We start from the raw sequence: 13,141 nt of genomic DNA, 5'->3' as shown, positions 1-13,141 counted from the left end.
TATACCATGAACCTCGTTATATAACTGTTTCTTATTTCTTATTAATAGTGCTGCGATTATGAGGTGGACCAGTAAAAATTACTGGTGACCTGGCGCTTTACTATAGCAAACTCACAATATGCACAAGTATCTTTGTATAGATATTCATGTATGTATTTTCACCAAAAGCCATATGTGAATTTATTTCCTTTTGTAAAAAAGATGAAATGACCATACTTACACATATTTTTGTGCAAGTTTTATCATTCTTTTCAATTAAAGTAGGACTTTGCAAAAAAGGAGGATATTTCCTTTCGAGATGAGCTGTTCAAGAAACTTAAAAAAAGGAAAAAAAGTATGAATCGAAAGATTTATAGATAAAAAAAGTAACTCCTTTAAAGCTAATAAGGAGTTACTTTTTTCTGTGGATAAAACCAGCGTTATTTTGGTTTGCTATGATGTTGGATGATGCGATCAACGATATCTGGCAATTTTATTTTCTGTTCTAAAAGAAACTTGTAGAGCGCATCTCTATCCTTCGTGCTCACATTCCACTCTTTAGGGATTGATTCAATCACTTGATAGATCGATTCGTCCGGCAATTTCACTATTTTTTCTATATATGATGTTAGCTCTGTGTGATCATCGAGAAGAGAGAAGGCCCATTTATAAAAAGGCCAATGGTAGTTATATACCGGTGTTTCACTTAGCGTTTGAGCTGACCATTTGTAACGTCCCGGAAAAACTCTCCCATGATCAATCATATGGACATAATAGCCACCATCACTGAGATTTTCCAAAATGACATTCATCGTACCTCGATCAGAGTTATTTACCCATTGGTCGAATACCGTTATACCGGCTAGCATATCTCGATTTTTAACATCCGTCTTAGTGGGAAGATTCTCTCTAACATTTTCGAAAACTGTACTGTTTTTAATATAAACACAGCCATATTGGTATCCAGAATTATAGTTGTGTTTAGTGGATTGTAATTCAGGTGTTTTCTTGATGAATTCTTCCGGTATATATACAAGGTCAAACGGGATAACGGGAAGTGAAAGGAGCTCTGCCAATTTGCCGACCAGATATTCATTGACCACTTCTTTTTCTCTATCTTTCGTAGTATCGAACCACTTCACGACATATTCTTTACCATCGCTGAAAAGAATGACATGTGCGGTTCCGCCCCTTAATGTTTGTACATATCGAACTGGATATTTAGTCATATCACTTTGTCTCCTTTAAAAATATTTGTCTAGCTCAATTTCTTTTTTACCTTGTCTTTTTTATTAACCATATTGCTTTTGAATTGTTCGATGAAATTGGTTATTAGATTCGGTAAATGAACTTTTGTTCTAAAAGAAATTTGTACAGCGCTTCACTTTACTCCTTCGGGAACCCGCCCTCAACAGGGATGGTTTGCGTAACTTCATGGTTAATTCGCTTGGAAGGGACACAATTTTTTCTACAAATGATGTAAAATCTTCTACATTTAGCATAGCGAAACCCCATCGGTTAGTTTCTTGGTAAGGGATATCATATTTTAGATTCTGGGTAAGCGTTTTTTCAGGCCAATGATATCCACCCAAACATGTTCCATGTAATCAAATGGACAAAATAGCCGCCGTCATGAACTACAATGAAAATGCATATGGTCCAATCTCGTGTATTGGCATTCTGAACTGAATCTGTCTTTTTTGGAATGTGATTTAGGAGTGCTTTTTATGAATTCATCTGGGATATATACAAGTTCGAGGGGGACAAAAGGAGGGAAGTAACATTGCTAATTTACTGACCAAATTATCATTTACTTTGACAATGTCAATTAGCTCCGTTATTTTTTTCCATTAAGCTGTATAGCCTTTGTTGTTCGATGATTTGTTTTTTTAAATCAAAATTTTCATCAATAACCTGTCTTGCACTTCTGGTATATCTCTTCCATACTCTTGGATGACTCAGGAAATATTTTATACCTTGAGCCAATTTTATATCATCTTTCTCAGGAACAAGGTATCCTGTTTTTTTATGCTCAATCAATTCCGGGATCCCTCCATGAAAGGTGGAGATGACTGGCAAACCGCTTGCCATGGCTTCTTTTAATGCATTTGGGATTCCTTCTACATCGCCATCTTCGCCAGTTTCACTGGCAAGGCAAAAGAGATGGGAATCTCTTAATTCCTTAGAAATTTGGTTAGAATCCATTGGTCCCCTAAGAAAAACGTGTTCGTTTAATTGGTTTTCATCAATGAAAACTCTTAGCTTCTCTTCATCTTTGCCTGTCCCAATGATGTGCAGTGTCGTTCTTGAGTATTCCTGATGAATCCGTTGAAAAGCCTTCAAAAGCGTAAAAAATCCTTTTTTCTCGACAAGCCTGGCTACAGACAAAATTCGGATTTCACCTTCTTTAGGTAGGGAACGTTGGACATATGGGTATAAATCTAAATCTAGACCGCCATATAATACATGTATTTTATCGTCTTTAAATCCTAATTTTTTTAGCTCATCTGCAAGAAAATGGCAAACGGCAAAACAGCCAGCTCCATGTTTTACTAAATTTTGATATCGGAGGACATTTTCGCGAAATCTCTTATATGTTTGAGTGGATGAATCACGTCCCCGAAAATGCACAATCAAAGGAATATCAAACTCTATAGCTGTTGGTAAAATATCAATGGAGTGTTTCCCTTGATGAGCGTGAATCGCCACGACATTTTGCTCCTTAAGGAAGGTTCCAAGGTCTTGAATTTCATTCAAATTAAAATAATGTTCAAACTGATATTGAACATTGTCGCTACTTGGGTAAGGGCCTATTACAATAGGCCGATATTGATCCAACATAATGATCTGATTGTACATAAATCCTTGATTTATTTTAATAGGTTCCCTAATGTAAAAAGCGATTGTCTTCACTTCTTCTATCCCTTCCTTCCCTCTGAAATCAAGTTTTCGATAAAACTTTGAAATATTTGTCGATCTCGTTCAGTTAATTCTTTCGGAAAGGAGGACCATTTAAAAAATTGAACCTTTTGTATTTCTATATCATCAGGTTTTAAATCTCCGCTGAGTATATCTTCGGTCACGTAAGCAATATTGACTGGAAAGTATTGATCACCATTAGGCAGCTTCGTAAAATAGTCCTTCCCTGAAAAGACGCCAATTAATTGAAGGTTACCGATGTTAATTCCGGTTTCCTCCAAAATTTCACGTCTGCATGCCTCTTCCGCAGATTCTCCTAATTCGATAAAGCCGCCCGGCAATTTCCATATTTTATCGGATTGTACCATCAGAAAACGGCTGTTCTGATCGATAACCAAAACGGTAACACCAGTAAGTATCAAAACTCTGGTCCCAACGAGAGCACGTAAATCTTCAATGTATCCCATACCAGGTCTCCTTTCTGATCATTTTCTTTCTGGTAATTCCTCTTTTTTATTAAATGCAAAGTGGAAAGTACTTGAAACGGACAAGTACATATATTTGTATGTTTTTTGTGAAGTTTTTTATTGTAGGTATATGAGCATAAGACACTGAAGAAATGCTGGGAAAAGCTTTCCTTTAGGGAGGGTATGTCTTAATTTTGTGAAAAAGTGTTATTAACCTAAAGCAACTAATCGATGATTACATATCATAATTATGGTTATAAAAAAGATGAAAAGAGGTGAAGATTGGATGAATGATTTTAAAACAATAAAGGTTGAGAGAATAGAAAAGAACGGTAAAAAGGGACTTATTATTCATAATCCAACCACATTAAAACTAATTGGGGAAGGAAGTCAAGGTGCAGTTTTTCAGCTTGATGAAGATCGTTGCGTGAAAATTTATGTCAATCCCAACGCAGCAACTAAAGAGGGGAAAGCACTTGAAGCAGCAAAGGAAACTCATATTGTTCCGAAGTTATATGAAGTCGGACCAAACTATGTAATTATGGAGTATTTAAAAGGTCCCAATCTAAAAGATCATTTGAAAGGAAAGCAGGATATTCCCGAATCGTTTACAGAACAAATCATAATGATTCGAAAGGAACTAAAGAGAGTTGGATTTAGTAGAATCAAGACCTCAATCGGACATTTTGTTGTAACAAAGGGAAATGTGCTGAAAGCAATCGATCATTCAGATGGCCTCACAATGAATGATCCATATAATCCGAAGATGTTTCGTGATTTAAAGAAATTGGGGTTATTGGATATATTCCTGGAACAAGCAAAGAAAATCGATCCTGAATCATATGAAGACTGGCAGAAAAATATCGATTTCAATGCGATATAGGAGACCTATCCGATAGTAGGACAATATGGGGAAGTGCCTACCGCAAAGGCTTTAACCTGTGCAAGTATGGCATAGGTAAAAAAACTCATGATGAATTCATCACAAAACCATTTAAGTTGTACAAGCAGGAAAAGTTAAAAGATTAAAGTCGATTCTTTAACGTAAAGGAGTTTGTCTTTTAGGATAAAACTCTCTTAGACTTTAAAATTTGCGATTTGCGCAGTATATCCTTGTTACTCCCGTTCGTAATGTACAAAGTCGAGAACGGAGGCGTTTCTCCTGAACAGCCATTGTTAACGTTCGAAAAAGTACGAACGTTTTGAATACTGCATTTTTATTTTTTAAAAATGAAAACGCTAAAATGTTTAGTATATTGCTTGTTTCTTCTTCGATAATATCCATGTAGCGTAGAGTGACAAATGGATGGGAATGATGCAGGATCTGTGGCAGCGGTACAATATCCTTAGCGGCTTTGTAAAACCAATAGCCAAACGTTTTTCCGAAAGGTATGGTTGCCGACATGTTCCGCGCCAACGAACTCTACGGCCTTATTTAACTGCTGATAGGCCTGAGCAGGATAAAATGGGGTGTCCCTTTCTTAAATGGGAATAAGTTAGGATTATAGACGTTTTTCATATAGTCATGGAACTCATGGAAGCTATTCGCGATATACATGTCGCGAATAGCTTCCATTTTGCATTCGCGGAGAATTATTTTTACTTTAAGGTTTGGGATCTTTGGTGTGGTCAGTAGAAGAAGGTCCCCAACCCGTAGTCAAGTCCCATATCCTTTATCGGACGTATAAAACTGCAGTTTAAGAACAAATTACAATATTCGTAAAATTATATTTTTACAAACAGATAACGATTGCTTCTTTTATTAAGTTTTTTTTTATTTATTTTTGCAAGGTGGTATAAGTTTAACGTCCATACATGACAAACGCTCAGTCATTCAAAGGTGTGTTGAATATCTATAGAAAGAATGGTGATAGTTGTTTACCTATTTAAGATCACTGTCAAGAAAAATAACAAAGTACTCATGAATGGATTCCTAAATAAAAAGGAGAGGTCATTTTTTCCAAAAGCCACTAATATTCAACCAACCGTTTCCCATTCATACTGCTAAGACTGTACCGTTCTTTTTGGCTTCCATTATTCTTGTAGAATTAGACTTAGCTCCCAGCAACAATGCTGAGGCAGGGAAGCTTCAATTTGTTTTAATTTTACTTTACACAATATGAAATTCAAGTGCGCTTCCATAACCAATAAATAGTGAAAAAGGTGGGAACCTAATGGGTAAAAATGATCGAAAAGATAAATACAAGAAAGACGAAATGAAAAAATATAAGAAGGGTCAGAAAGATGATAAAAAGCATGATGACTTTAACCATATATTAGAAAATATTCAAGCCCAACTCCAAATCCAAGAACAACAACAAAAGGAATTTCAGGTTCAGCTTCAGAATCAATTAATTAAACAACAAGATGAGACTTTAAATAAAATATTACGCGAAATAACGAAGATTTCACAACCACTAGAGAATATTCAAGCCCAACTCCAAAGCCAAGAACAACAACAGAAGGAACTTCAGATTCAACTTCAGAATCAGTTAATTAAAGAACAGGAACAAACCTTGAATCAAATCTTACATGAAATAACGAAGATTTCACAGCCACAACCCCTCCAATTAAAATCGCCTTTTAGCATAATCGATACACTTGATTTAGATTTAGAAAAAAAGGCGCAGATTGCAATGTATATAGCAACTAGCAGTGGCAGTAATAAAAATGAAGATGAAACTGAATAAAGAAGAAGAGGCTGAGAAAGCCTCTTCTTTTTTATTTGAAAACTAGTATATTTGCCACCCAATACTACTGTAAAAGGTACGGTTTCTTTACGTAATCTTTCAAGCATCTTTGTTCATGAAAGTAGACGTTTGGGAACGGAGGCGTTTTCTCCTGAACAGCCATTTTTATTGTTCGTAAAAGTATAAACTAGTTTTAAGAACTTACTTTAACATTTACGAACGTTTTGAATACGTCATTTTTTAATGAGAACGCCAATGTTTTTAGTGTATTGCTTGTTTCTTCTTCGGTAATATCTATGTAGCGTAGAGTGACAAAAGGTCGGGTATGATGCAGGATCGAATGTGTGGTTAGTCGGAGCAATGTCAGGATTCACAGTATTGCCCACTCCTGTCCGACAAATGTACATCCCCAATTATTTGAGCCTCTTCAAAAGGGTATAGTAACCAACTTTAATATATCGAAGTAGTTGATGTTGGGTGTTTTCCTGCAGAATTCGAAACCTTCGCGTCGATGGCGCCCATTTGGACCTGCCGAGGATTGCAAATGTTGCGGATTGATTCATTGGAAATGAATCCAATATGCCAAGTTTTTCTCTTCACGTACGGAGAATCAGTATTGTTGCCTTAACCCTTACCAAGGATGATAAAAGTTGTTGCTTTAGGAGAAAGCTAATAAAATGCCTAAACTATATCCATTTCATCATATTTCGTACTCTTAGTTATCAAGCCTGTTAACAATTCAATTAAAAATGGAGGTGGGAATAAACCTCCCCTTTTTATTGTCTTCTATTAGATTAAGAATTTATCAGTGAAAATCCCCCCCTCAAAATCATGAATGCATTCCATCATATATTTTGATATAAAGGTATAAAAACCCATTATAAATTAGTCATAATAAAGGGACTTGCAATCCCCATTATATTAATCAAAGAAATTGTTGCCCTCATTTCTGACGGCTAGAGTTTTTCAAAGAAAGAATAAAGGATACCGACTGGCTACAAAGCCGCAAAAAAGCTCGCACAGTGGTTTATCCACACCGTATTATCGACCATTACACCAAAACCATGGTAACTCCATTGCATAAAAAGTGTAATGGAGTTTTTAATTTGGCACAAACCTGCAGGTTGCGACGCCCAGCCACATCCAGTTTGTGATTCTTGTATGTATAGCCACTGGCCCCCGTTAAATAAAAAAGGACTAATTGGGCTACTAACTAGACCGGAAGTTGTCCTAATGCATATAAAGGATTAATGAATGACAAAGGGAGGCAGCTTATGAAAATCCGAAAGGCCATTATTCCGGCCGCAGGCCTTGGGACCCGATTTTTGCCTGCAACAAAAGCTCAGGCTAAAGAAATGCTGCCGATTGTTGATAAACCAACGATTCAGTATATTGTTGAAGAAGCAGTAGCTTCTGGTATAGAGGAAATTATTATCATAATCGGTAGAGGCAAAAGATCAATAGAGGATCATTTTGATAAATCCTATGAGTTGGAAGATGCACTTTTAAGAAAAAATCAGCTGGATATTTTAGAGGAAGTTCAGAAAATATCAAGTTTGGCAAATATCTATTATGTCCGCCAAAAGGAACCGATGGGGCTAGGACACGCAATTCTCTGTGCTAAAAGCTTCATTGGAAATGAACCTTTTGCTGTTTTGTTAGGGGATGACATCGTTATGTCTAAAACACCCTGTCTGAGACAAATCATCAGTGTTTTTGAGTATTGTAACAGTTCCGTCGTAGCAGTTCAGAATGTACCGGAAAATGATGTCAGTAAATATGGAATTATTAAGCCAAAAGGGACAATGATTGAGCCTAACCTTTTTCATATCGATTCTTTGGTGGAAAAACCGAAAAGGGAAGAGGCTCCTTCCAGATACGCGATAATGGGACGTTATGTTTTTAGACCCGAGATTTTTGAAACATTATCAAAGCTTCCGGTTGGACATGGTAATGAATTACAACTTACTGATGCCATAAATGAGCTAAATAAGCAGCAGGCAGTATTAGCATATAACTTTGAGGGAAACCGATATGATATTGGTGATAAAGTTGGATTCATTAAGGCAACAATAGACTTTGCTTTGCGCAGGGATGATATAAGAGACGAGGTACTTTCCTATTTAAGGGATGTAAATAAGAAAGAAAACCTTCAGATTATAAAGAGAGAGCATGAATAATATGAAAATAGCCGTTTTGGGTACAGGTTATGTCGGGCTGTCCACTGGTGTTTGTTTGTCCGAAATAGGGCATAGTGTCATTTGTATTGATACAGATGAACAGAAAATAAAAAGTTTACGTCAAGGGATTTCTCCAATATATGAACCGGGTCTGGAGAATTTGCTTGCTCAAAATGCCGCAGCGGGCAGACTGCTGTTTACAACATCTCATCGAGAGGCACTGAATGGTGCCGAGATTATCATCATTGCCGTAGGTACACCGCAAAAGGAGGATGGGGAAGCAGATTTATCGTATATTGTGCAAGCCGCGAAGGATATTGCCGCGAACCTAGTGCAGAGTTCAGTAGTCGTTATAAAGAGTACTGTGCCAGTTGGTACGAATGATTTTATTAAAAAAATCATGGAAGACCTTTGTAACGAAAGGGTCACCTTTAATATGGTTTCAAATCCTGAATTTTTAAGGCAAGGATCAGCCGTTATGGATACGATGAAGGCAGATAGAATCATCATCGGTTCTGAAAATAATGAGGCGGCTAAGAATGTACAAGAAATGTATCGTCCGTTAAATGTACCATTTATACTAACAAGTATTAGAAGTGCGGAAATGATTAAGTATGCTTCTAATGCCTTTTTGGCGACTAAGATTAGCTTTATCAATGAAGTTGCCAATTTATGCGGAGTAGTAGGTGCAGATGTTAAAGATGTAGCAAAGGGAATGGGAAAAGATAAAAGGATTGGAGAAGCTTTTTTACAGCCCGGTATTGGTTATGGTGGATCTTGTTTTCCGAAGGATGTTAAAGCGTTGCTCCATACTGCCAAGTTACATGGAGTACATTTTTCCCTGTTAAAAGAAACAGTAGCGATTAATGATTTTCAGCAGCAACTCCTTGTAACGAAAGCGATAAATCGTATGGGGGATTTAAAAGGGAAAAAGGTTGCAATGCTTGGTCTTGCTTTCAAGCCAGAGACAGACGATATGAGGGAAGCTCCATCCATCAAAATTGCGCGTTCATTAACCAAACTTGGTGCAGAAGTGGTAGCTTACGATCCGGTGGCAATAGATAATGCGAAGAAGATATTAGGGGATACAATCAGATTTGCCAGCTCAGTTCGCGAAGCGGCAGTGGATGCGGATGCTGTATTTATTGTTACCGAATGGAATGAGTTTAAACATTTAGACCTAGAGACATTGATGAATACAATGAGACAACCGATTGTTTTTGATGGCAGAAATTGTCTTGAAGAAGATCGAATCAAAGCGTGCAAGAAAATTGAATATTATCCAATAGGAAGACCGGCAATTGTTATTGGCATGACATAAAGCGAAAACATTTTCTAACACTCCATTAACCCGAACATGATTCATTAAAGACATAAATTAGGTTCAAACTGGCAATGCAGCACCCTTGATAGTTCTTGGGTGCTTTTTTATATTTCTTTAAATGGAAGAAAGAGCTTCATCGATCCATTGATTGCAAATAATCTTGTGTCATGGCATTTACTTCAATCCCCCCTTTGTATTAGGCAAACGCATACTCTCTGCCATTTAGCTTTACTGTATGTTATTAGTCCATGCGTACCTAAAGAGTCCTGCATAATATACTTGAAAAGGTCCAGGAAATTTGCTTACTATGCATGAAAGGAGATCATTTATTTGCACACAGTTATGCATTTGAATTTAAGAGTCGACCCGACCCAATATATCTCACAGATTCGAGAAGTTCCTAATTATGATTATATCCATATGGTACGACAACCAAAGTATATGATAGATCTTTCCCTTTTGAATGAGAAAGTTCATTATCTCAATGAAATTTTCTCACCAAAAGAATATGTGAAAAAAAATAATATCTCCCTCTTACATGCTCACCATGGTCAATTAGGGATGTTATTGCTTCCTTTTAAAGAGGAAACAAACCTTCCGTTGGTTACAAGTATAAGAGGCAGGGATGCAACCCTAGCTAATCAGCCCATTGGCTATCTGGATAACATGAAAAGGCTATTTGATCAAGGTGAGTGTTTTTTTCCAGTTTGTCAGTATTTAGCAGATAGGTTAATTGCTTGGGGGTGTCCTTCAGAAAAAATTAGAGTGCTCTATGGGGGCGTTGACCTTAACGAATTCAATTACCGGACTCCACATAAAGGGGACTCTCAAAACATTTTATCCATCGGTAGGTTGGTGGAAAAAAAAGGACATCATGTCTTAATGCAAGCATTTCAAAAAATCAAAGGTAAATTTCCAAATGCAACCCTGACGATTATCGGAAGGGGGGAACTTGAAGAATATCTCATATCATTGGCAAATCAACTTAATTTAGGAGACTCTTTTCGTTTATTGAATCATCTCCCTAAAGATCAAGTTCGAGAACAATTGACCAATGCGGATATATTCTGTGCCGCGAGCTTAGAATCTGCCGATGGAGATGTAGAAGGAATACCTAATACATTAAAAGAAGCTATGGCGATTGGAGTACCAGTGATTTCGACCAATCATGCCGGCATCCCTGAATTAATAACCAATAACAAAGAGGGTGTTTTAGTACAAGAAAACAACGTAGATGAACTGGCAGATGCTCTTGAAATCATGCTAACTAATAGAGAGACATGGGAAACATATACAATAGCGGCTCGTCAAAAAGTCGAACAAAACTTTAACCTCATCCATCAGCTTCAACAACAAGCTGAATTTTATGATGAACTTGTAGCCCCTTATAAAGTAGGTAAACAATATTCAGTAACACCTCGCCAAATGGATAAAAAAACCTTTAAGGAGACTCCACAGCCTCAACAGCAAGGTAATAATGGCGAAACAATTGCTCCTAGAAAAAAAGTCGAAATAGCCAGAAAAGCCCTTATTTATATGCAACAGCTACAGCAGTTTCCAGAGCTTCCAGAGTTTCAAGAGCTTCCAGAGTTTCAAGAGCTTCCACAGCTGCAACAACTGCAACAGCTGCAACAGCTGCAACAGCTGCAACAGCTGCAACAGCTGCAACAGCTTCCACAGCTACAGCAGCTACAGCAACTACAGCAACTCCAGCAGCTACAACAGCTGCAACAGCTGCAACAGCTACAACAGTTACAGCAGCTACAACAACTTCAACAGCTTCAAGAACTTCCACAGCTCCAGCAGCTCCAACAGCTACAACAGCTGCAACAGCTGCAACAGCAGACTAAAGATAAAGTCAAAGATGAACTTGTAGCATCTAATAAAAATGACAAAAAGTCTAAAATTCAACATAAGACTAAAGGTAATGATGAAAAAATTGCATCTCGTAAAAATGACAAAAAGGCTCAAAAAGCAGAAAAAGTCAAAAAAGTCCTTAATAAAATTCAACATTTTCAACATAAGTCCATAGATGAGCAGTTAGGAGGAGATCATGGAGGATTTTAAAAACATTACTGTAACCAAAGGTGAAAAATCTTTGGAAATTCACAATCCCACTACCTATTCGCTGATTGGAATGGGGGCTCAAGGTGCAGTATTTAAACTTTCAGAAGATAAATGTGTAAAAATCTATTCAGACCCCGTACAAGCGGAAATGGAGGAAGAAGCTCTTATAGCTGGAAAACATCTACCCTTTATGCCATTGGTGTATGAAACAGGACCAAACTATATAGTCATGGAATATTTTAATGCGCCAACCTTAAAAGAATATCTGAGAAATTGTACGTATATCCCTGATTCCATAGTAAAGAAACTTCTCTATATATTAAAAGAATTAAAACAAGCAAAATTCACCATGATAGATGCCCCCCTACGTCATATTTTTGTCGTTGGTAATGAGGAACTTAAGGTGATTGACCATGTAAATTCCTTTAAAAGGATGCACCCCGTACCATTAAAATTATTAAGGGATTTAAATATAATCCTTTTAAAGGAATCGTTCTTAGCCCAAGTGAAAAAGCTTGAACCGGACACCTTCAATGAGTGGGAGGATTATTTCAATCAAAATAATTTGGATTTTAGAAACATTCCCGTCCTCTCAGGAGGGTCAGGTAATGGAGTAAAAGTGGATAGCGCTATAACACAAACACTCATTGGAAAAGGGCATCAAGGTGCTGTTTATCGAGTGTCTGAAGAAGCATGCGTTAAACTTTACGGGAAAACTGAACATGCAAATCAGGAAAAAATGGTTCTTTTATCTAGTCAAGACTTGCCTTTTATCCCGAAAGTCTTTGAAACAGGACCCAATTATATTTTAATGGAATATCTATTAGGACCAGATTTAAATACGTTTCTAAAAAAACAATCTGTACTTTCTGAGGACATAACAAGACGATTACTCTATATATTAAAAACAATGGAAAAATCAGGTTTCAAACAAATTGATGCCCCATTACGGCATATTATCATTACCAGGAATGGTTTTAAATTAGTCGACCATGTGTACTCGTTTTCACGTGAACAAAAAAGGCCTCTCGAGTTATTTAAAGACCTGCGAGAAAGGAATTTTTTAGATTCTTTTTTGGAACAAGTGAAGGCGTTAGATCCTGGTACGTATGCTGAATGGACAAAAACACCAATCCCATTAACTGAAAATGATAATACGCTTGTATAGTCATAGTCATGTAACTGGAACCTAGCGAAAAAAGGGAAAAAAGGTATTACTGCTATTTTGTTGAGGTTTAGTTATCACAAAAAAGGAGCATATCAAAACCAATGGTGATTTTGCTTTCAATAGTAACCAATCGTTTTAGCTTAATCTTCATCGGTAAATGCTTGTTCACAGCGGGTATAAGCGTGGAATACTCATAAGGCTTAAGCGAAAAAGGATATCATGTCATTCGTGAATTATGAATAAAACGTAAGTCTCTCCCCAATGAAGATATTGAGTTTGCTTCCTCTTTATATCCGTCATAATGAACTTTGTTCTGTTGCTGTAAAGGGTCGAAAGTATAAATATAT

The 13,141-nt window shown here is 36.9% G+C and carries 10 protein-coding genes; 6 read left to right on the top strand and 4 right to left on the bottom strand.

Annotated elements, in window-relative coordinates:
- Positions 1–419: 419 nt before the first annotated feature.
- The 3 genes from BW986_RS18440 to BW986_RS18430 all read right to left on the bottom strand — a co-directional run bounded on the left by BW986_RS18440 (position 420) and on the right by BW986_RS18430 (position 3,365).
- Positions 420–1,208: a HipA family kinase gene (locus BW986_RS18440; RefSeq protein WP_076369467.1), complete on the bottom strand. Its 789-nt coding sequence runs from the start codon at positions 1,206–1,208 to the stop codon at positions 420–422.
- Positions 1,209–1,803: 595 nt separating this feature from the next.
- Positions 1,804–2,892, bottom strand: coding sequence for a glycosyltransferase (locus BW986_RS18435; protein ID WP_260320895.1), 1,089 nt, complete (start codon positions 2,890–2,892; stop codon positions 1,804–1,806).
- 5 nt (positions 2,893–2,897) lie between these two features.
- The gene (locus BW986_RS18430; protein WP_076369465.1) at positions 2,898–3,365 is read right to left on the bottom strand and encodes an NUDIX hydrolase; all 468 of its coding nucleotides are present in this window, start codon (positions 3,363–3,365) and stop codon (positions 2,898–2,900) included.
- 286 nt (positions 3,366–3,651) lie between these two features.
- On the opposite strand from BW986_RS18430, the gene BW986_RS18425 reads away from it, so the two are divergent.
- On the top strand, positions 3,652–4,248 hold the full coding sequence (locus tag BW986_RS18425) for an RIO2 family protein (protein ID WP_076369463.1): 597 nt from the start codon (positions 3,652–3,654) through the stop codon (positions 4,246–4,248).
- Positions 4,249–4,449: 201 nt separating this feature from the next.
- Here the strand turns inward: BW986_RS18425 and BW986_RS29710 are convergent, their stop codons facing one another.
- Positions 4,450–4,770 carry a site-specific integrase gene (locus tag BW986_RS29710; RefSeq protein WP_142244680.1) on the bottom strand — a complete coding sequence of 107 codons (321 nt, stop codon included), beginning with the start codon at positions 4,768–4,770 and terminating at the stop codon, positions 4,450–4,452.
- A 769-nt stretch (positions 4,771–5,539) separates the two neighbouring features.
- Between BW986_RS29710 and BW986_RS18420 the strand changes: the two genes are divergently transcribed.
- The 5 genes from BW986_RS18420 to BW986_RS18400 all read left to right on the top strand — a co-directional run bounded on the left by BW986_RS18420 (position 5,540) and on the right by BW986_RS18400 (position 12,794).
- Positions 5,540–6,055: a hypothetical protein gene (locus BW986_RS18420; protein WP_076369461.1), complete on the top strand. Its 516-nt coding sequence runs from the start codon at positions 5,540–5,542 to the stop codon at positions 6,053–6,055.
- A gap of 1,274 nt (positions 6,056–7,329) precedes the next feature.
- On the top strand, positions 7,330–8,235 hold the full coding sequence (gene galU, locus BW986_RS18415; RefSeq protein ID WP_076369459.1) for a UTP--glucose-1-phosphate uridylyltransferase GalU: 906 nt from the start codon (positions 7,330–7,332) through the stop codon (positions 8,233–8,235).
- A gap of 1 nt (position 8,236) precedes the next feature.
- The gene (locus BW986_RS18410) at positions 8,237–9,556 is read left to right on the top strand and encodes a UDP-glucose dehydrogenase family protein (RefSeq protein WP_076369922.1); all 1,320 of its coding nucleotides are present in this window, start codon (positions 8,237–8,239) and stop codon (positions 9,554–9,556) included.
- A 333-nt stretch (positions 9,557–9,889) separates the two neighbouring features.
- On the top strand, positions 9,890–11,626 hold the full coding sequence (locus tag BW986_RS29345; RefSeq protein WP_081395686.1) for a glycosyltransferase: 1,737 nt from the start codon (positions 9,890–9,892) through the stop codon (positions 11,624–11,626).
- Positions 11,613–12,794 carry a hypothetical protein gene (locus tag BW986_RS18400; protein WP_076369457.1) on the top strand — a complete coding sequence of 394 codons (1,182 nt, stop codon included), beginning with the start codon at positions 11,613–11,615 and terminating at the stop codon, positions 12,792–12,794. The genes BW986_RS29345 and BW986_RS18400 overlap by 14 nt, the downstream gene beginning before the upstream one ends.
- Positions 12,795–13,141 lie beyond the last annotated feature (347 nt).

Source organism: Peribacillus simplex (genome assembly GCF_900156045.1).
Lineage (GTDB): Bacteria > Bacillota > Bacilli > Bacillales > DSM-1321 > Peribacillus > Peribacillus simplex_D.
The sequence above is the reverse complement of the archived record's forward strand: the minus strand, read 5'-3'. Positions and strand labels throughout refer to the sequence as shown.

What these genes read in the sequence shown, in the direction of transcription:
- BW986_RS18440 (WP_076369467.1), bottom strand. Translation starts at nt 1,208, where the DNA reads ATGACTAAATATCCAGTTCGATATGTACAAACATTAAGGGGCGGAACC.
- BW986_RS18430 (WP_076369465.1), bottom strand. Translation starts at nt 3,365, where the DNA reads ATGGGATACATTGAAGATTTACGTGCTCTCGTTGGGACCAGAGTTTTG.
- BW986_RS18425 (WP_076369463.1), top strand. Translation starts at nt 3,652, where the DNA reads ATGAATGATTTTAAAACAATAAAGGTTGAGAGAATAGAAAAGAACGGT.
- galU (WP_076369459.1), top strand. Translation starts at nt 7,330, where the DNA reads ATGAAAATCCGAAAGGCCATTATTCCGGCCGCAGGCCTTGGGACCCGA.
- BW986_RS18410 (WP_076369922.1), top strand. Translation starts at nt 8,237, where the DNA reads ATGAAAATAGCCGTTTTGGGTACAGGTTATGTCGGGCTGTCCACTGGT.
- BW986_RS18420 (WP_076369461.1), top strand. Translation starts at nt 5,540, where the DNA reads ATGGGTAAAAATGATCGAAAAGATAAATACAAGAAAGACGAAATGAAA.
- BW986_RS29710 (WP_142244680.1), bottom strand. Translation starts at nt 4,770, where the DNA reads ATGTCGGCAACCATACCTTTCGGAAAAACGTTTGGCTATTGGTTTTAC.
- BW986_RS18400 (WP_076369457.1), top strand. Translation starts at nt 11,613, where the DNA reads ATGGAGGATTTTAAAAACATTACTGTAACCAAAGGTGAAAAATCTTTG.